Here is an 18,553-nt window from a genome sequence, read left to right on the forward strand (position 1 = left end):
GTGTCTCCCTTACGAATCCAGAACCACGGAGCGACTCAGGCTGCGCGGATGGTCGGGATCCAAACCCAGATCCGCCGCCCGGAGCAGGCAAAGCCGGTGCACCCGAACCAGATCCGCCATCGGGTCGATCGCGCGGTGCTCCAAATGCGCACCGGTCGCGGCCACCTCCTCGGCAAAGCCCGGCAGTAGCGGCCCGAATGCCCATACCGCGCGTCCCGGCGCGGCAATACTGATCGGCCCGTGCCGGTATTCGGTGGCCAGATACGCCTCGGTCCAGGACTGGCATGCCTCGCGAAGTTTCAATCCCGCCTCCTCGGCCAGCGCGGCGGCGAAACCCATTCCGACGAAACTGATCTGGTCGGCGTAGCGCACCGCCCCCAGGGCGGTCGCGGCATCCTCGGCCAGTACCGCCCGCGCCTGCGCGATCACCGGCGTCAAATCTTCGCCGAGATGCCAGCGCAGTATCGCGGAAGTGGTGGTGGCGAACCGTGTCTGCACCACCGACCGCTCATCCACCTGATCGACCAGGATGGCGTCACCGAGTTCGAGTACCGGTGTTCCCGGGCTCGAGCAGATGACGGTACGCGGCACCCGTGCGGGCAGACCGCGCATGGCCTCGATGACCTCGGTCGTGGTGCCGGAGCGGCAGATCACCAGATAGCGGTCGTACTCGCGCCCGGTGGGTGGCTGCCCGGCGGGCCAGGCGTCGGTCAATCCCTGTCCGGCGGCCTCGCGCCGGGATGCGAAAGCGCGTGCCATGAACAACGAAGTGCCACAACCGATCGCGGCGACGCGTTCACCGGGTTGCGGCAGTACGTCACGGTGCGCGGCGGCGATCGCCGCGGCGGCGGCCCAGTCGTCGGGCTGGGTAGCGATCTCGGCGGCGAGATGGGGCGCGGGGATTGGTTCGACGGATTTCGTCACCAGATCAGCGTGCTCCGCGTGATCGTTCATGTCAAATTTACGGCCAAACTTGTCACAAACGATCACGGCTGGACTAAATTACTCAGCACCTCCCGATCGGTTTCATCATCCCGCGCTCGAGCCGGGTGTGTGCAGCGAAAGGTTCGACTCGTGAAAATTTCACTCCATCGCGTACTGACGGGGGTCGCCATGCTCACCGCCGCAGCGCTGACAACCGCGTCCTGCGGCTTCGGCGGCGACGACGATTCCAGCAACGACCCGAATGTGATCAACCTGCTCGTCCCCAGCTACAGCGATGGCGCGAACGGCACGAAAGCACTGTGGGACGGCATCATTGCCGACTTCCAGCAGGCCAACTCCGACATCACGGTGAAGTTGCAGGTCGAATCCTGGGACACCATCAACGATGTGGTGCGCACCAAGCTGCAATCGGAGTCCACCACACCCGACATCCTGAATATCGACGCCTACGCCGAATTCGCCGGTGACGGCCAGCTGTACCCGGCCGAGGACATTGTCTCGGCCGAGGTCCTCGCCGATATCCAGCCCAGCTTCGCCGAGAACGCCAGCATCGACGGAACCCAGTGGGCGCTACCGCTGTTCGCCTCCACCCGCACCCTCTTCTACAACACCGAACTCTTCGAGCGCGCCGGTGTGGCCGCCCCGCCGAAGACCTGGACCGAACTCACCGACGCGGCCCGGAAGATTCAGGCCCTCGGCGACGGCATCTCCGGCTACGGCCTGCCGCTGGGTAGCGAGGAAGCTCAAGCCGAAACCTCCATCTGGACCTTCGGCGCGGGCGGATCCTGGTCCGACGGCGATACCCTCACCATCGATACGCCCGCCAACCTGGAGGGTGTGCGCGCCATGCGCGCGATCATCGATGCCGGTGTGACACAACCCAACCCGGGCGCGACCGACCGCGCCGACGTGATCAATGCCTTCATCCAGGGCAAGATCGGCATGATCGAGGGCCTACCGCCCACCATCGGCCAGATCGCGGAGAAGAACCCCAGCCTGAAGTACGCCACCGCGCCGACGCCGACCAAGACCGGTGCACCGGTGACCCTCGGCGTGGCCGACCACCTGATGGCGTTCAAGAAGGACGGCGGCAAGCAGGCCGCCATCGAGAAGTTCCTGAGCTTCTTCTACGCGCCCGCCTCCTACGCCAAATTCGTCAGCAACGAGAACTTCATTCCGATCACCGTCAGCGGTGCGGAGGCGCTCGCCGACGATCCGGTGGCCGAGGCGTTCTCCGCCACCCTGCCCACCGCCGAGTTCTACCCCAGCAACAATCCGAAATGGGCTGCGGCCCAAGGCACGATGCAGCAGCAGATGGGCACCATCGCCCAGGGCGCCGATCCGGCCGAGGTACTGCGGAAGATCCAACAGGCGGCGAGTTGAGCCGCGGCAAGACACGATTCACGGCGGGGCTGGCCGCCCTACCGTGGATCGGCCCGGTCCTGGTCCTGATCGCGGCCATCGTCGCCTTTCCGGCCGGGTACATGGTGTGGACCAGCACCCGCGACCTGAACAGCTACGGCCAGGATCGCGGTTCGGCCGGACTGGCCAATTACCGCACCCTGTTTCGGATTCCGGAGCTCGCCTCGGTGCTGCTGCACACGGTGATCTGGGTGGTGGCGGTCGTACTCATCACCCTGCTGCTGTCGGCGGCGCTGGCGCAATTCCTGAACAAGGACTTCCCGGGCCGTACCGCGGTGCGGTTGGCGGTGCTGGTGCCCTGGGCGGCATCGGTGGTCATGACGACGACGATCTTCTACTACATGCTGGATCCGGACGTCGGCATCGCCAATCGGTTCCTGGTCGATATCGGGCTGCTGGAGCGCGGGTTCGGCTTCACCAAACAGCCCACCGAGGCGTTCATGGTCGCCATCGGGGTGGCGGTCTTCGTCTCCATACCGTTCACCACGTACACGATTCTCGCTGGGCTGCATTCGATTCCGGCCGAACTCGGGGAGGCGGGGCGGGTCGACGGCGCGAGCGCGTGGCAGCGCTACCGCTATCTCACCCTGCCGCAGCTGCGGCCCGCGATCGCCGTGGCCACCATTATCAACATCATCAATGTCTTCAATTCGCTGCCGATTCTGCAGGTGCTGACCGGCAGTATCGCCGGATTCTCCGCCGACACCACGACCACCCTGACCTTCAAACTGATCCGGCAGAACCAGCAGATCGATACCGCGGCGGCAATGAGCGTGCTGAATTTCGGGCTCATCGTGGTGATTATCGCGATCTACGTGAAGGTGGTCCGCCCGACGCGCGGGGTGGACGAATGACAGCCACCCCCACCCCCACGCCCGGGGTCGAAAGCTTGGAGATCATTGCGCCACCGAGGACGCGACGCCGCTGGGGGCTGACCGCCATCGGTGTGCTGATCGCCGCGATCTTCCTGGTGCCCTACCTCGTCATGGTGCTGGGTTCGCTCAAATCCCGGGCCGAGATCCTGCGCATCCCACCCACCTATCTGCCGGAGCAGTGGCATCCGGGCAATTACGCCACCATGTGGGACACCCCGGAGACCCCCCTGCCGTTCAATCTGGCGAGCACCGTCATCATCTCGACGTTCGCGACAGCGCTGGTGTTGATTGTCGCCATCCCGGCCGCCTACTACAGTGCGCGACGGCGCTTCCCGGGCCGCGCCATCTTCCTCGGCCTGGTGCTCATTACCCAGATGCTGCAGCCGACGGTCCTGGTCACCGGGTTGATTCGCGAATTCTTTGCCCTCGGCATCAATGACACCTGGCTGGCCATGATCCTGGTGAACGCCGCCTTCAACCTGTCGTTCGCGGTGTGGATTCTGCACAGCTTCTTCGCCTCGATACCGGCGGAGATCGAGGAGGCCGCCCAATTGGACGGTCTCAGCCGCGCGCAGACCCTGTTCCGGGTGAGCCTGCCGCTGGTCTGGCCGGGCATTGTCACCGCGACCATCTTCGTGGTGGTGTCGTGCTGGAACGAATTCGCCGCCAGCCTGGTCATTCTGACCACCGCCGAGAATCAGCCACTATCGGTGGCGCTGACGAAATTCATCGGTCAGTACGACACGGCTTGGCAATATGTGTTCGCTATATCTACGGTCGGCATCGTGCCTGTTGTCATTCTCTTCGCGCTCATCGAGAAGCGCCTGGTCGCCGGTCTCACGGCTGGCAGTGTGAAGTGACCGCTCCGAACGATCGCCCGCAGCGCTGGAACCGGCTGCTGGAGTTGCTCTCCGATACCGGACGGTTGTCGGTGGAGGAGGCGTCCGAGCGGCTCGGTGTCTCCGCGGCCACGGTGCGTCGCGATTTCACCGCGCTGGCCGAACAGCAGCTGGCGACCCGGACACACGGCGGGATCGTGGCCACCTCGGTGGCCTACGACCTGCCCGCCCGCTACCGGCACGGTGACGAAGCCAAGGCCCGTATTGCCGAACACGCCGCGGGACTGCTGCCGCCGACCGCGGTGGTGGGGCTCAATGGCGGCACCACCACCAGCGCGGTGGCGCGGGCGTTGGCCGGACGTTCGGATCTGTCCGCCACCGAGGACGATCAGCTGACCATTGTCACCAATGCCCTCAATATCGCGACCGAGATGGTGTTGCGGCCACATCTGCGCACCATCTGCCTGGGTGGGATCGCCCGGCGGGAATCGTATGAGCTGCACGGGCCGCTGACCGAGCGGGCGCTGGCCGAATTGCGTTTGGATGCGGCGGTGTTGGGCGTGAACGGCATTTCGGCAAACGGTGGGGCGCAGTGCCGTCATCTGGATGAGGCCGGGGTCAGCGCCGCGATGGTGCGCCAGTCCGCGGAGGTCATCGTGGTGACCCCGTCGGACAAGCTGCTGCGCACCGCGTTGGCCCGGATCTGCGCCATCGAGCAGGTACACGTGCTGGTCACCGATACCGATGCCGACGCCGGGGTGGTGGCCGATATTCGCGCGGCCGGGGTCCGCGTGGACCTGGTCTGACCTGAGGAATCGCAGGAGCGGAGCCGTTCGGCCACTGTGGCCGAACGGCCCTTCGCCGTGCCCGAACTCCGGCGGCCCATTGATTGCAATGATTGTTAATGATTGTTTTCAATCTAGACAGAGCATAAATACGCATTTACGCTACTGGCAACGCCTGTCGAACTAGGACTGCCGATGCACGAACTCCCCGCACCCGATCTGGTCGGCACAATCGTCGGCTACCTGCTCATGTCCCCGATGTCATTGCTGCACAACCTCGGTCAGCTCATCACGACCCTGCGCTGACGCGAGACCCCCATGCCGACTCGACTGTTCGGAGCCGTGGCCGCGGCGGTCCTCATTACCGCCGCGTCGGCGCTAAGCGCCGCACCCGCGACGGCCGCGCCCATCCCCGGCGGACAGATCACCACCCTCTTCATACCGGGCGCGGACGGGGTCCGGCTCAATGCCATCATCACGGCGCCGCCGGATATCGGCACACACAAGGTTCCGCTGGTGCTCCAGCCCTCCGGATGGGGTATGCCCGCCATGGGCAGTATCGGGTCGGCGTACAAGCTCTCCAGCGGGGCGGACTTCGTCTCGATCGAATACACCGCGCGCGGTATGTACCTATCCGAGGGTGAGGTCGACATGCTCGGCCGCAAGGATGCCGAGGACGCGTCCGCGCTCATCGACTGGGCCATCGCGAATCTGAATGTCGATCCGGAACGCATTGCGGTGGCGGGTGGTTCGTACGGCGCGGGTATGGCCCTCATTGCCGCGGCACACGATCCGCGCGTGCGGGCAGTGGTCTCCGATTCCCCACCCGGCGATGTGGCCGAGGCCCTCGCGCCGAACGGAACGCCGAAGACCGGTGGGCCCATCGCGCTCGCCGCGGCCGGCGCGGCAACCAATCGGTTCAGCGCGGAGCTGGTCGAACGCGGTCTGCGCGCGATTATGGGCAATGACGCCACCGCGTTCGCGCTCCCGCACGGCAAGCTGCTCGCCGATGCCATTCCGAAACTGAATGCCAATGGCACCGCGGTATTCCTTGCCCACGACTGGCAGGACAGCCTGCTGCCGTCGGGACCGGTCTACACCATGTTCGACCAGTTGACCGGGCCCAGAATGCTGTACATGCGGCCGGGCGACCACTCCACCGGCGGAGGCGGCGGCCAGGTAGCCGGATTGCCGAATCCCATCTGGGACGCCGGGATTCGCTGGCTCGACCACTTCGTCAACGGTGCCGACAATGGCATCGACCGGGAGCCGGTGGTGAATATCGTGGCCGCGAATGGCGGGCTCACCGGACCGCACGTGCACTACCCATCGGTGGCTGCCGCGCTGGCCGAACCCACATCGTTCGCGCTCTCCACACCCGCGGCAGGCGTGCTGGGAGCGAATCCGGCCGAATCCTGGGTGCAGCCCCTGGTTTCCGGACCCACCATCGCCGTATCGGCGGTGCCCTATGTCAGTGGCGTGCTGGCGCAACTGGGAGTGACGCCGCCGACTCCGCTCGGTGCCGTCGACCGCAATCTGGCGGGTGTCTGGCGCACCGCGCCGTTCGCGACCGGAGGCCTGGTATCGGGCGCACCGAAACTGAACCTCACTGTGCTGCCGCCGAGTTCGGACCTGACATTGATCGGCATACTGTGGGACGAAGCGCCGGACGGCGCCGGAACCCCGATCACCTATTGGCCGCTCACCCGGCACGGCCTGATTCCGGGCGCGTCGACCAGCATGGAATGGCAACTCGCGCCGACGTATTGGAACCTCGCACCCGGACATCGACTGACCCTCACCGTCACCTCACAGGATCCGGTACCGTTCACCAGCGCGACGCCGATGGGCAGCATTGTCACCTTCGCCGCGCCATCGACGGTGGATATCCCGGTGCACGCGCCGTGACGTATGCGCCGCGTGCTGTCGGAGTCGTCCTGGCGGTCGGGCTGTTTCTGGCCGCCCTATTCGCTCTGCCGTTCCGGTCCGCACCTACGGCGCGGGCGGAATCCACACCGGTACTGCCGATATCGGTACCGAGTGTGCGCGAATGGCAGCCCGGCACCGGCCGCTTCGAGCTCCCCGACACCGTCCGCGTTGTGGCCGGAGCGGGAGCGGGAGCGGTTGCCGGGCGGTTCGCCGAGGATCTGCACCGCGCCGGACACGCCACCACGGTGACATCCGGCGTTGCCCGACCGGGTGATGTGGTGCTGCGCGTGGATGATTCGGGGCCCGCGCAGGCGGAGGCGTATCGCATCGATATCGCGGCTACCGTGACGGTGTCGGCCCGTACCCGCGCGGGCGTAATGCACGGTGCACAAACACTGCTGCAATGGTTTTCGCAGCGCCGAGCCCTGCCGGGCGGTACCGTCTCCGATCGGCCGGATTATGTCGAGCGTGGGCTCTCGCTCGATCTCGGCCGTCAATTCCTCAGCGTCGACTGGATCAAACAGCGCATTCGCGAGATGGCGTACTACCGGATGAACGTGCTGCATATGCACCTGTCCGACCGGTACGGCTTCCGGCTGGAGAGCAAGAGCCATCCCGAGATCACCTCGCCGGAGCACTACAGTCCGGCGAATATTTCCGAGATCATCTCGTATGCGGCCGAATACGGTATCGACGTGGTTCCGGAGATCGGCTTCCCGAGCCATATGAACGCGATCCTCGAACCGCATCCGGAGCTGATCCTGCATCCGGCGTTCACCTCCCCCGTCGACTCCGTCACCGACAGCCTGCTCGCGGGCACGGCGGAAGGTCGAATCGATCTCTCGAATCCCCGTGCCCGTCCACTGATCGAGGATCTGCTGCGCGAATTCGTGCCGCAGTTCCCCAGCCACTACTTCCATATCGGTGGTGACGAATACGCCAGCGACTACAGCCGCTATCCACAGCTCGACGCGGCGGCCCGCACCACCCTCGGCCCGCGGTTCGGTGCGCCGGATCTGATCGCGGACTTCTTCAATTGGGCCGGTGCGATCGTGCGGTCCTACGGCAAGACACCGCGCATGTGGAACGACGGAATCCCGCACGGCGGGAGTATTTCCATCGACACCTCGATCATTGTCGATCACTGGACCGCCGGAAACGGTCTACTCCCCTGGGTCGGCAACGACAACGGTCCGGAACAACTGGCGGACCAGGGTCGCACCCTCAGCAATGCGGCCTTCACCCCCACCTACTGGGCCACCGGCGGGTACGCGGCTCCCCTGAACGCTCCACCCGAGCTGCTCTACGCCTGGGATCCGGGGTTGTTCGTCAACGGCACCCGGCTGCGCCCGGATCAGCGGTCGCAGCTGCTCGGCTCGAAACTCTACGTCTGGTGCGATGATCCGACCGCCATGACCGAACAGCAGATGGTCGGCCCGATCCAGGCCCGGCTGCCTATCATGGCGCAACAGCTGTGGTCGGGCACCGGTGGCGTCGGCTACGACGAATTCACCGATCGTGTTCGAGCCGTGGGGAGCCCCGCACCATGACAGGGAAAAGCCAAGCGCCAGTGGGACGGATCGGTCGCACCGGCGGGTGCTCAGCGATAGTGGCGGCCGCCATCCTGGCGCTCGCCGCACCAACCGTCGCCGCACCAGCCATCGACCGGCAGGCCCCGGCCGTCGTAGCTGTCGCGAACCCCGGTGGCGAAGTGCTGCCCTGCCGACCAGCGGCCGACCGCCCCCGACCGGTCGTGCTGATTCACGGCACGATGGACGACGCCACGGCGTGGGATGTGTTGTATCCCAAGCTGATCGCGGCAGGATATTGCGCATATGCCCTGACCTACGGCGCGGGAGGGGGCTTTCTCCCGCTCGGGGGCGTTGCCCCCGTAGACCGCTCCGCCACTGAAATCGCGGCCTTCATCGACCAGGTCCTGGCGGTGACCGGTGCGGACCGGGTCGAACTCGTCGGCCACTCGCAGGGCGGTCTGATCGCCGAGTACTACGCCAAGAATCTGGGCGGGGCCGCGAAGGTGCACTCCGAGATCCTGTTGGCTCCCACCACTCACGGCACCGACCTGCTCGGCCTGGTCGGCCTGCTGGATGGTGTGCCCGCGGTGCGCGATGTCATCGACACCGCTGTGCTGCCCACATTCTGCGCGGCCTGCGCCGACCAGGAGGTGGGCTCGAATTTCATCCGCGCCTTGAACTCCGGTCCCATCGCGCAACCGAATGTGCGCTACGCCGTCCTCGCCACTCGCGACGATATGACGAACACGCCCGCCGGTGCGGCTTCCTTCATCGAGGAGCCCGGTGTGGTCAACCAGTTCGTCCAGGACCTACGGCCGGGCTATGTCACGCACAAGGACATGCCGCGTGATCCGGTGGTGAACCAGTGGATTCTCGAACAATTGGGGTCGGCCTAGACGGATGATCATGAAGCGCGAGGTACGGCAAGATCGACTCGCAGCGGCTCCGACCCACCGCGCGAGTGGCGAATTTCGTTGCCAATCGGAGATATTCGCGTAGCAGGATGGCCGCCGTGCACCCGCTCCCACCCAAACACCTGTTACTGCGGGCCTGCCGCGGCCTGCCCCCTGGCGATCATCCGGTGCTGCACTACGCCGGACTACTCGCGGACCTGCACGAGCGACGGCTCACCGCCCAACCCGGAGCCACCTTCGCCATCGACCACCACCGTGCCCGCCTGGTGCACGATATCGACCGCTGGGTTGCCACCGAATCCCCCAGAGCCGACCGCGACGCACGCCTGCACACCGAAACCGTGGGCACGGTCGTCGACCGCCTCGCCCAATTCTCGACGCTCGCCTACCTGACCCTCTCCAGCTGCCCCGACGAGGCCGTCCATGACGCCGCCACCCGCCTCACCGAATTGGCCACCGCCTATGAGGATCTGGCCACCGATATAGCCACCGGCGCCCGCCGCCTGCCCAATCTCCTGGTCCACCGCGAATACGAGTACTGAGCACCGTCGGCGACGCCCCGAGGGGTGGGCGTCGCCGACAGCACACGCCGGATGGGTCGAGGCATGGGCGACCGATCCGATCGGCGGGCCGACCACGGCGGGTCCGCTGGAAAAGCAGCGGGTGGGAGGCACCCTCCGTGTCTTGCGGCTGGCGGTATCGGACCGCCGATATCTGAGACTCTGTACGGCGAACCTCAGGCAAACCGAAGGGTGGGCTGTGAATCCGCTGTGATCCGGGCACGGACCGGGGTCACCGCATTCAGGTCTGCCAGGTAGGGACGGTCCAGCAGCGTGCCGGGGCTACGCCTCCAGTACCTCGTCGGCGACAGCCGAGCCGCCGGGAAGCAGCGCGCGAATCGTGTCGATGGTGTCGGCCTGGCCTGGTTCCTTATCGGGGCGGTAGCGCACCACCCGGGCGAAGCGCAGCGCTACGCCGCCGGAATAGCGGCTACTCGTCTGCACGCCGTCGATGGCGATTTCGACCACCAGCACCGGGCGCAAGAACACCGTATTGCCGTCGCGGAGGCGTTCGTGGCGGGGGAATTCGGCTGTCTGCCAATGCAGGAGGGCGTCGGTCAGACCCTTGAAGGTTTTGCCGACCATGATCGGATCGCCGCCGTTCGGATCGCGCGCGCCGAGGTGGAGGTTGGAGAGATACCCGGTGCGGCGGCCGTACCCCCATTCCGCGCCGAGGACGACCAGGTCCAGGGTGTGGGTGGGTTTGATCTTCTGCCAGGCGCGACCCCGGCGGCCCGCGGCGTAGGGCGAGTCGAGGGATTTGATCATGATGCCCTCGTGCCCGGCGGCGAGCCCACCGTCGAAGTATTCCGCGGCCGCTTCCAGGCCGGGGGCGATAAGCGCCGGAATACTCTGTCCGGGAGCGACTTTCGTCAACGCCGCACGACGCTCACGAAGCGGTGCGTCGAGTAGATCCTGACCATCCAGGTGCAAGCAGTCGAAGAAATATGGATGCAGCAGCAAATCGCGAGTCGAATTCGCCTGCACCACAGCCGGATCGGCCACGGCTGGGTCGGAGGCGAATCGGCTCATGGTCTCCTGAAACGGCCGGGGCCGACCGGAGTCGTTCAGCGCAAGGGTTTCTCCATCCAGCACCACACTCGTACAGTCCAAATCCCGCACCAGACCGACCAACTCGGGTACCCCGGCGGTGATATCGCGCAGCGTGCGGGTGAACACCCACACCCGATCCCCGTCCCGGTGCACCTGAATCCGCGCCCCATCCATCTTGTGTTCGACGCTCACCGCACCGCCGAACTCCGCCATGACCTCGTCCAGCGCGGCTCCCGGCGAGGCCAGCATGGGCTGAATCGGCCGCCCCACCTGCAACCGGAATGCCGTCAGCGCCTCGGCTCCGCCGGTCCTGGCCGCCACCGCCGTGACCGGCAGCCGCCCGGACAGCATGTGTGCCCGCCGCACCGATTCCAGCGGCACCCGCGCCGACGCGGCCACCGCCTCGGCCACCACCGCGGTCAGCGCCCCCTGCCGCAGCTCCCCCATGAGCAATCGCAGGAGGAATTCGCGTTCATCGACGGTGGCCGCGGCCAGCAGCCCGACCAATAGTTCACGCCGCCGCGCGGTCGATCCGGTGCCGGAGGTCGAAGCGAGCTCGCTGAGCACCCGATCGACGTCGGTGACGGTCAGCGTCGCCTCCGACGCCGGTGCCACCTCGACAGCGGTCAGGGTCCGCCACCCGGCCCCCACCCGCCCCTGGAGCAGCTCGCCGGAAACCCACGCCACCACCTGCGCGAGTTCATCGGTCCCCACCTGCGCCAGGAGCGCGGCGAGGGTGGCGATCTTGGTTTTGCGCGAAGTGGTCGCGCGGACCGACGCCGACGCCTGGACGACTTGCGACAACAGCACGAACTCGACGGTAGCCCGCCGGTGTGACATATCGCTCGCGAGTTCTGCTAATTGCCCATTGGCAGCCCTGCGAATCCGTCCTAACCTGGACATATGGCCAAGACTTACGTCGGGGCGCGCCTACGTCAGTTGCGCACCGAACGCGGGCTGAGCCAGGTCTCTCTCGCCAAGAAGCTGGAGATCTCGGCGAGCTACCTCAATCAGATCGAACACGACGTGCGTCCGCTCACCGTACCGGTGCTGCTGCGGATCAGCGAGGTATTCGGTGTCGACGCGAGCTTCTTCTCCTCCCAAGACGACACGCGTCTCATCGCCGAACTCCAAGAAGTGGTGATGGACCAGGAGCTCGGTATCGAGGCCGATGCCGCCGAGATCGCCGATATGGTTTCCGCGCACCCGGGTTTGGCACGCGCCATGGTGAATATGCATCGCCGCTTCCGCAATACGACCGCGCAGCTGGCTGCCGCGACCGAGGACCGCTTCTCCGACGGCAGCGGTTCCGGAGCGATCTCGAGGCCGCACGAGGAGGTCCGCGACTTCTTCTACCAGCGGCAGAACTACATTCACGAATTGGATACCGCCGCAGAGGAACTCGCCACCCGAATGCGCTTCCACGGCGGTGATCTCAAGCGGGAGATCGCGCGCCGCCTCACCACCGCGCACGGTGTGCAAATTGTCGAACGCATCGACCTCGGCGAAGGTGTACTACACAGATTCGATTCCGAGGCACGCCGTCTGGAAATCGCCCCGCACCTGTCCGGTGGACAGCGCGTCTTCAAACTCGCTGCCGAACTGGCCTATCTGGAATGCGGCGACCTCATCGAAAAGCTGGTCGAGGAAGGAAATTTCGCCAACGAGGACACTCGGACCCTGGCGAAACTCGGCTTCGCGAACTATTTCGCCGCGGCCACCGTGTTGCCCTACACCCACTTCCTCGAGGTAGCGGAGGACTTCCGCTACGACATCGAGCGCCTCTCGGCCTTCTTCACTCAGAGCTACGAGACCATCTGCCACCGGCTCTCCACCCTGCAACGCCCGAAACTTCGTGGCGTCCCGTTCTCCTTCGTCCGGGTGGACCGCGCGGGAAATATGTCGAAACGACAGTCCGCCACCGGCTTTCACTTCTCCTCCAGCGGCGGCACCTGTCCGCTCTGGAATGTCTACGAAACCTTCGCCTACCCCGGCAAGATCATGACCCAGATCGCCCAGATGCCCGACGGCCGCAAGTACCTGTGGGTGGCCAGAACCGTGGAACGCCGCGCCACCCGCTACAGCGAACCCAGCAAGACCTTCGCCATCGGACTGGGGTGCGAACTGCGACACGCCAACCGCGTCGTATACGCCGACGGCCTCGACCTCAACGACCCGCAGGTAACCCCCATCGGTGCGGGCTGCCGAGTGTGTGAACGCTCCAACTGCCCGCAGCGCGCGTTTCCCCCGCTCGGCAAGTCCCTCGATATCAGCGAGCATCGCAGCTCGATCTCCCCGTACGTGATTCGGTGAATCCGTTAACCATCCTCACGCGGCGAATCGGGCCGTTGCCAGCATCCGCTGACATCGACTCACTCAATTAAAAGCCGCTCACCAGCACAAACAGCAGTTCTCGCAGTGTGAAACCTGCTGCGGTGAGCGCAAATTCACCTCGACGCAACACTGGCAATCGGACCGTCACCGAGAGACATTCGGGCGCAATACTTCCCGTTTACCTTTCACCTCACGAATACAGCCGCTGTATACGCGGTCTGTGTTCGCCGCGGCGCACAGCGCGCCGCCGAACACCGTGATGTGAGAAGGATCCGCCCCATGCAAGATTCTCGAGACCTCAGCCGAGCACCGTCTCGGCGCCTGATGAAGGCGATCGCCGTACCGACCGCGGTGGCGCTGTCCGCGCTGCTGCTGACCGGATGTGGCTCCCGGGACAGTGACTCGGCATCGGGTTCCAATGCCAAATCCTGCGTCGATACCAGTCGCGACACCATCAAGATCGGGTCCCTGCACTCGCTGACCGGCACCATGGCCATCAGTGAGGTCACGGTCGCCAATTCCACCAAGCTGGCGGTGGATCAGATCAATGCCGCCGGTGGTGTGCTGGGCAAACAGGTCGAGCTCGTCCTCGAGGACGGCGCGTCCGACCCCAAGACCTTCGCCGAGAAGGCGGAGAAGCTGATCAGCTCCGACTGTGTGGCCGCGGTATTCGGCGGGTGGACCTCGTCGAGCCGCAAGGCCATGAAGCCGAAGTTCGAATCGCTGAATTCGCTGCTCTACTACCCCGTTCAATACGAGGGCCTGGAGGACAGCAAGAACATTTTCTACACCGGCGCCACCACCAACCAGCAGATCATCCCGGGGCTGGAGTACCTGAAGCAGCAGGGCATCACATCGGTCTACCTGGTCGGTAGCGACTACGTATTCCCGCAGACCGCCAACCGTGAGATCAAGGCGTGGGCCGAGGCCAACGGTATGGAGGTCAAGGGCGAGGATTACGCGCCGCTGGGCTCCACCGATTTCTCCACAATCGTCAACAAGGTCCGCACTGCCAAGGCGGGCGCGGTATTCAACACCCTCAACGGTGACTCCAATGTCGCCTTCTTCCGGGAGTACGCCAACGCGGGCCTGAACGTGCAGACCATGCCGGTGGTCTCGGTGTCGATCGCGGAGGAAGAGATCGCGGGTATCGGTGTACAGAACATCCTCGGTCAGCTGACCGCGTGGAACTACTACCAGACCGTCGATTCGCCCGCCAACAAGGCCTTTGTCGAGGCCTACAAGGCCGCGTTCGGCGCGAACAAGCCCACCTCGGACCCGATGGAGGCCGCCTACACCTCGGTCTACCTGTGGAAGAACACCGTCGAGAAGGCGAAATCCTTCGCGGTGGCCGATATTCAGGCCGCGGCCGACGGAGTCAGTTTCGACGCCCCGGAGGGCACCGTCACCATCGACGGCTCCAACCACCACATCACCAAGACCGCCCGCGTCGGTGAAATCCGGGCCGACGGCCTGATCTACACCGTCTGGGATTCCGGCGAGCCGATCGTGCCGGACCCATACCTGAAGTCCTACGAGTGGGCCAAGGGCCTGAAGTAGTACCCGGCCTTTCGATGAGGGGCGGCCGGGCGCGCGGTAGTGCGCGTCCGGCCGAAAAGGCTACCGCAGCACCGCTTCCGTACGCGGCGCGAAGGAAATCGAGGTTAGAGCATATGGAAGTGGCTGTCGGACAGCTATTCACGGGATTGAGCCTGGGCTCCATCCTGCTGCTCGCGGCGCTGGGCCTGTCATTGACCTTCGGTCAGATGGGCGTGATCAATATGGCGCACGGCGAGTTCATCATGGCCGGTTGCTACACCACATTCGTGGTGCAACAGGTCGTTTCGTCGACGGGCGTGGCGTTGATCGTCTCGCTGTTCGTCGGCTTCCTGGTCGGCGGGCTTCTGGGCGCGGCCCTGGAAATGGGCCTGATCCGGTGGATGTACGACCGGCCGTTGGACACCCTGCTGGTCACCTTCGGCGTCGGCCTGGTGTTGCAGCAGGCTACCCGCAATATCTTCGGCGCACAGGCCAAGAACGTGGATATCCCGGAGTGGCTGACCGGCGGTATCAGCATTGCCGGGACGGTGGTGCCCAAGACCCGCATCTTCATCCTGGTGTTGGCCGTGAGCGCGGTGATCGCACTGGCCATCGCTTTGAAGGCGACGCCCATGGGCCGACGTATCCGGGCGGTGGTACAGAACCGCAGCCTCGCCGAAACCTCCGGTATCTCCAGCCGTTTCACCGATATCAGCACCTTCTTCATCGGCTCCGGCCTGGCCGCCGTCGCCGGTGTCGCGCTCACCCTGATCGGTTCGACCAGCCCCACCATCGGACAGAGCTACCTGGTGGACGCGTTCCTGGTGGTGGTCATCGGCGGACTCGGGCAGATCAAGGGAACGGTGATCGCCGCCTTCGGTATGGGCCTGCTCAACTCGTTCATCGAATACTCGACCACCGCCTCGGTCGCCAAGGTGATCGTCTTCGTGGTCATTGTGATTTTCCTGCAGGTGCGCCCGCAGGGGCTGTTCACCGTCCGCACCAGGAGCCTGGCGTGAGTGGGTCAGGCCCGGAGGCGGCAGCTTGCGTAACCACGCAGGGTCCCCACTCAGGCCCGAAAGGCACAGCATGAATGTTGTCCAGCGTCTCAGCGCGAATTCTTCCACTCGGGCACTCGGCGGTTTCGCCATCGCCGCGGTCCTGCTGTTCGGCGTTGCTCCGGTGGCGCTCAGTGACTTTCGATTGAGCTTGCTGGCGAAGTTTCTGTGCTTCGCCATTGTGGCCGTCGGAATCGGCCTGGCCTGGGGCCGGGGCGGCATGCTCACCCTCGGGCAGGGCGTGTTCTTCGGTATCGGCGCGTACATCATGGCCATGCATATGCAGATCGCCGATGCCGCCAGACAGGGCGAAGATGTGCCGGAATTCATGGTCATCGCCGGAATCCCCGAGCTGCCCTCGTACTGGCAGCCTTTCGCTTCGGCTCCGGTGGCCGTCCTCGGCATTCTGATCCTGCCCGCACTGATGGCCGCCGTACTCGGCTTCGGCGTTTTCAAGCGCCGGGTCAAGGGCGCGTACTTCGCCATCCTGAGCCAGGCGCTCGCCGCCGCCATGGCCATTCTGCTCATCGGGCAGCAGACCATTGGCGGATTCACCGGACTCAGCGACTTCCGGTCCTTCTTCGGATTCCGCCTGGACGATCCGGTGAACCGGCGAATGCTGTTCTTCATCGCGGCCGGCACGCTGCTCGTGGTAGTCGCCATCGCGCGCCAGCTCATGCACAGCCGGTACGGGGAATTGCTGGTCGCGGTGCGCGATCAGGAGGAGCGGGTGCGCTTCCTCGGCTATGACCCCGCCAATATCAAGATCGTGGCGTATGTGGTGGCGGCCTTCTTCGCCGGTATCGCGGGTGCGCTGTTCACCCCGATCGTGGGGATCATCTCGCCCGCGGATATCGGTGTGGTGCCATCCATCGCCTTCCTCATCGGTGTCGCCATCGGCGGTCGCACCACACTCCTGGGCCCGGTGCTGGGCGCGATCGGCGTGGCCTGGGCACAGACCACCTTCTCCGAACAGTTCCCCTCCGGATGGATCTACCTCCAGGGCATCTTGTTCATCGTGGTGGTCGGCTTCCTGCCCGCCGGTCTGGCCGGATTCGGGCCGCTGGCAAAACAATTCACGGCACGCTTCCGTCCGGCGAAGGGCGGTGCGAACGCCTCGGGGGCGAATGTCGCCTCGGTGCTGTCCGCCGGAGCACCGGTCGACGGTGCGGAAAAGTCGGCCGATGACGACAAGGTGGAGGCACGATGACCACGCCAGCCCACGAACCCAAAGCCGGTGGCAATGCCGGAATGGATAGCGAGTATCTCGAAATCCGCGGTCTCTGTGTCAGTTTCGACGGGTTCAAAGCCGTGACCGATGTGGATCTGACCGTATTGCAGGGGGATCTGCGATTCCTCATCGGCCCCAATGGCGCGGGTAAGACCACGCTCATCGACGCCATTACCGGACTGGTCCCGGCCACCGGTTCGGCACAGAAGTCCGGTTCGGAGCTGATCGGCCGCAAGGTGCATCAGATCGCTCGGCTCGGGGTGGGGCGTACCTTCCAGACGGCGAGCGTATTCGAACAGCTCACGGTGCTACAGAACCTCGATATCGCGGCGGGGTCGGGGCGTTCCGCGCTGACACTGCTGCGCAGGCGCAAATCGGCGCTTCCCGCCATCGAGGAGGCCCTGGAGACAACGGGTTTGACCGCGCTGCGCGATAAGCCCGCCGGCGTGCTGGCCCACGGCCAGAAGCAGTGGCTGGAAATCGGCATGCTGCTGGTGCAGAACGCCTCGGTGCTACTGCTGGACGAACCCGTCGCGGGGATGAGCCACGAGGAGCGCGAGGAAACCGGAAACCTGCTGCGCCGCATCGGCGGCGATCGCGTGGTCATTGTCGTCGAGCACGATATGGACTTCATGCGCGCCTTCGCCACCTCGGTGACGGTACTGGCCGGTGGGCGTGTACTCAGCGAGGGCACCGTGGAGGAGGTCCAGGCCGATCCCAAGGTGCAGGCGGTGTACCTCGGCACGGCGGCGGCCGGTGACCTGCCGCCCGTCGACGCCGACGCTATCGCCGAGGCCACCGAGGCCGTCTCGACGACCGATTTGGAAGAGGCACGCTGATGCTGGAAATCGTCGATATCCATACCGGTTACGGACGCACCGAGGTCATCCACGGCGTCTCGCTGACCGTCCCGGACGACGGCGTGGTCGCCATTATGGGCCACAACGGCGCCGGGAAGACCTCGCTGCTGCGTGCCGCCGTCGGTCTACTGCCCACCAAGTCGGGCCGAATCACCTTCGACGGCAAGGACATCACCAAGGCCGCACCGTCCAAGCGGGTGCGGCACGGCATCGCCTACGTTCCGCAGGGGCAGCAGTCCTTCCCACAGCTGTCCACCATGGAGAACCTGCAGGTGGTGGCGGATGGGCGCAAACGTGGCAAGGAATTGGTCGCCGAAGCCCTCGACCTCTTCCCGGCCCTGCGGGAACTGCTGTCCCGCAAGGCCGGTCTGCTCTCCGGCGGCCAACGTCAGCAGCTCGCCATTGCACGCGCCCTCATTACCGAGCCGAAACTGCTCATCCTCGATGAACCCACCGAGGGCATTCAGCCGTCGGTGGTCGCCGAGATCGAGCGCACCATTATCGATCTCACCAATCGCGGCGGGTTGAGCGTGCTACTGGTCGAACAGCACATCGGTTTCGCCCTGCAGGCCGCCCAGCAGTACTACGTTCTGCAATCCGGCCGCGTCACCTCCGCCGGGACCGGTGGCGCGAGCGCGGAAGCCGACGTCCGTACGGCCATGGCGATCTGATCGGAC

16 protein-coding genes are annotated in these 18,553 nt (G+C 65.3%); 14 read left to right on the forward strand and 2 right to left on the reverse strand.

Annotated elements, in window-relative coordinates; genetic code table 11:
- Positions 1-9: 9 nt before the first annotated feature.
- Complete coding sequence (locus NU1_RS36415; RefSeq protein ID WP_067528824.1) at positions 10-924, reverse strand: SIS domain-containing protein; 915 nt, start codon at positions 922-924, stop codon at positions 10-12.
- 150 nt (positions 925-1,074) lie between these two features.
- Here NU1_RS36415 and NU1_RS36420 point away from each other — a divergent pair, with 150 nt between their 5' ends.
- The 8 genes from NU1_RS36420 (at position 1,075) to NU1_RS36455 (ending at position 9,783) form a co-directional block, all read left to right on the forward strand.
- On the forward strand, positions 1,075-2,328 hold the full coding sequence (locus tag NU1_RS36420) for an extracellular solute-binding protein (RefSeq protein WP_245720478.1): 1,254 nt from the start codon (positions 1,075-1,077) through the stop codon (positions 2,326-2,328).
- Positions 2,325-3,221: a carbohydrate ABC transporter permease gene (locus NU1_RS36425; RefSeq protein WP_067528782.1), complete on the forward strand. Its 897-nt coding sequence runs from the start codon at positions 2,325-2,327 to the stop codon at positions 3,219-3,221. The genes NU1_RS36420 and NU1_RS36425 overlap by 4 nt, the downstream gene beginning before the upstream one ends.
- Positions 3,218-4,102, forward strand: a complete 885-nt coding sequence (locus NU1_RS36430) for a carbohydrate ABC transporter permease (RefSeq protein WP_084522139.1) — start codon at positions 3,218-3,220, stop codon at positions 4,100-4,102. Before NU1_RS36425 ends, NU1_RS36430 begins: the two co-directional genes overlap by 4 nt.
- Positions 4,099-4,887, forward strand: a complete 789-nt coding sequence (locus NU1_RS36435) for a DeoR/GlpR family DNA-binding transcription regulator (RefSeq protein WP_067528783.1) — start codon at positions 4,099-4,101, stop codon at positions 4,885-4,887. Before NU1_RS36430 ends, NU1_RS36435 begins: the two co-directional genes overlap by 4 nt.
- Positions 4,888-5,184: 297 nt before the next feature.
- Positions 5,185-6,774 (forward strand): CocE/NonD family hydrolase, encoded by a 1,590-nt coding sequence (locus NU1_RS36440; RefSeq protein WP_084522140.1) that lies wholly within the window; start codon positions 5,185-5,187, stop codon positions 6,772-6,774.
- Complete coding sequence (locus tag NU1_RS36445) at positions 6,771-8,345, forward strand: beta-N-acetylhexosaminidase (protein WP_067528785.1); 1,575 nt, start codon at positions 6,771-6,773, stop codon at positions 8,343-8,345. Before NU1_RS36440 ends, NU1_RS36445 begins: the two co-directional genes overlap by 4 nt.
- Positions 8,342-9,223, forward strand: coding sequence for an esterase/lipase family protein (locus NU1_RS36450; RefSeq protein ID WP_084522142.1), 882 nt, complete (start codon positions 8,342-8,344; stop codon positions 9,221-9,223). Before NU1_RS36445 ends, NU1_RS36450 begins: the two co-directional genes overlap by 4 nt.
- A 107-nt stretch (positions 9,224-9,330) precedes the next feature.
- Positions 9,331-9,783, forward strand: a complete 453-nt coding sequence (locus tag NU1_RS36455; RefSeq protein ID WP_067528787.1) for a DUF4254 domain-containing protein — start codon at positions 9,331-9,333, stop codon at positions 9,781-9,783.
- Between the two features lie 300 nt (positions 9,784-10,083).
- On the opposite strand, the gene NU1_RS36460 is transcribed toward NU1_RS36455, so the two are convergent.
- Complete coding sequence (locus NU1_RS36460; protein ID WP_067528827.1) at positions 10,084-11,664, reverse strand: ATP-dependent DNA ligase; 1,581 nt, start codon at positions 11,662-11,664, stop codon at positions 10,084-10,086.
- A 93-nt stretch (positions 11,665-11,757) separates the two neighbouring features.
- On the opposite strand from NU1_RS36460, the gene ramB reads away from it, so the two are divergent.
- From ramB to urtE, 6 genes are all read left to right on the forward strand, one after another.
- Positions 11,758-13,167, forward strand: coding sequence for an acetate metabolism transcriptional regulator RamB (gene ramB, locus NU1_RS36465; RefSeq protein ID WP_067528788.1), 1,410 nt, complete (start codon positions 11,758-11,760; stop codon positions 13,165-13,167).
- A 345-nt stretch (positions 13,168-13,512) separates the two neighbouring features.
- Positions 13,513-14,748 carry an urea ABC transporter substrate-binding protein gene (gene urtA / locus NU1_RS36470; protein ID WP_371859872.1) on the forward strand — a complete coding sequence of 412 codons (1,236 nt, stop codon included), beginning with the start codon at positions 13,513-13,515 and terminating at the stop codon, positions 14,746-14,748.
- A gap of 113 nt (positions 14,749-14,861) precedes the next feature.
- Positions 14,862-15,746, forward strand: a complete 885-nt coding sequence (gene urtB / locus NU1_RS36475) for an urea ABC transporter permease subunit UrtB (RefSeq protein ID WP_067528790.1) — start codon at positions 14,862-14,864, stop codon at positions 15,744-15,746.
- A 70-nt stretch (positions 15,747-15,816) separates the two neighbouring features.
- A complete protein-coding gene (gene urtC, locus NU1_RS36480) occupies positions 15,817-16,995 on the forward strand; it encodes an urea ABC transporter permease subunit UrtC (protein WP_067528791.1) in 1,179 nt (392 codons plus the stop codon).
- Complete coding sequence (gene urtD, locus NU1_RS36485) at positions 16,992-17,855, forward strand: urea ABC transporter ATP-binding protein UrtD (RefSeq protein WP_067528792.1); 864 nt, start codon at positions 16,992-16,994, stop codon at positions 17,853-17,855. Before urtC ends, urtD begins: the two co-directional genes overlap by 4 nt.
- Positions 17,855-18,547, forward strand: a complete 693-nt coding sequence (urtE, locus tag NU1_RS36490; RefSeq protein WP_067528793.1) for an urea ABC transporter ATP-binding subunit UrtE — start codon at positions 17,855-17,857, stop codon at positions 18,545-18,547. Before urtD ends, urtE begins: the two co-directional genes overlap by 1 nt.
- Positions 18,548-18,553: the final 6 nt, after the last annotated feature.

The organism is Nocardia uniformis NBRC 13702 (assembly GCF_001613345.1).
GTDB classification, from domain to species: domain Bacteria; phylum Actinomycetota; class Actinomycetes; order Mycobacteriales; family Mycobacteriaceae; genus Nocardia; species Nocardia uniformis.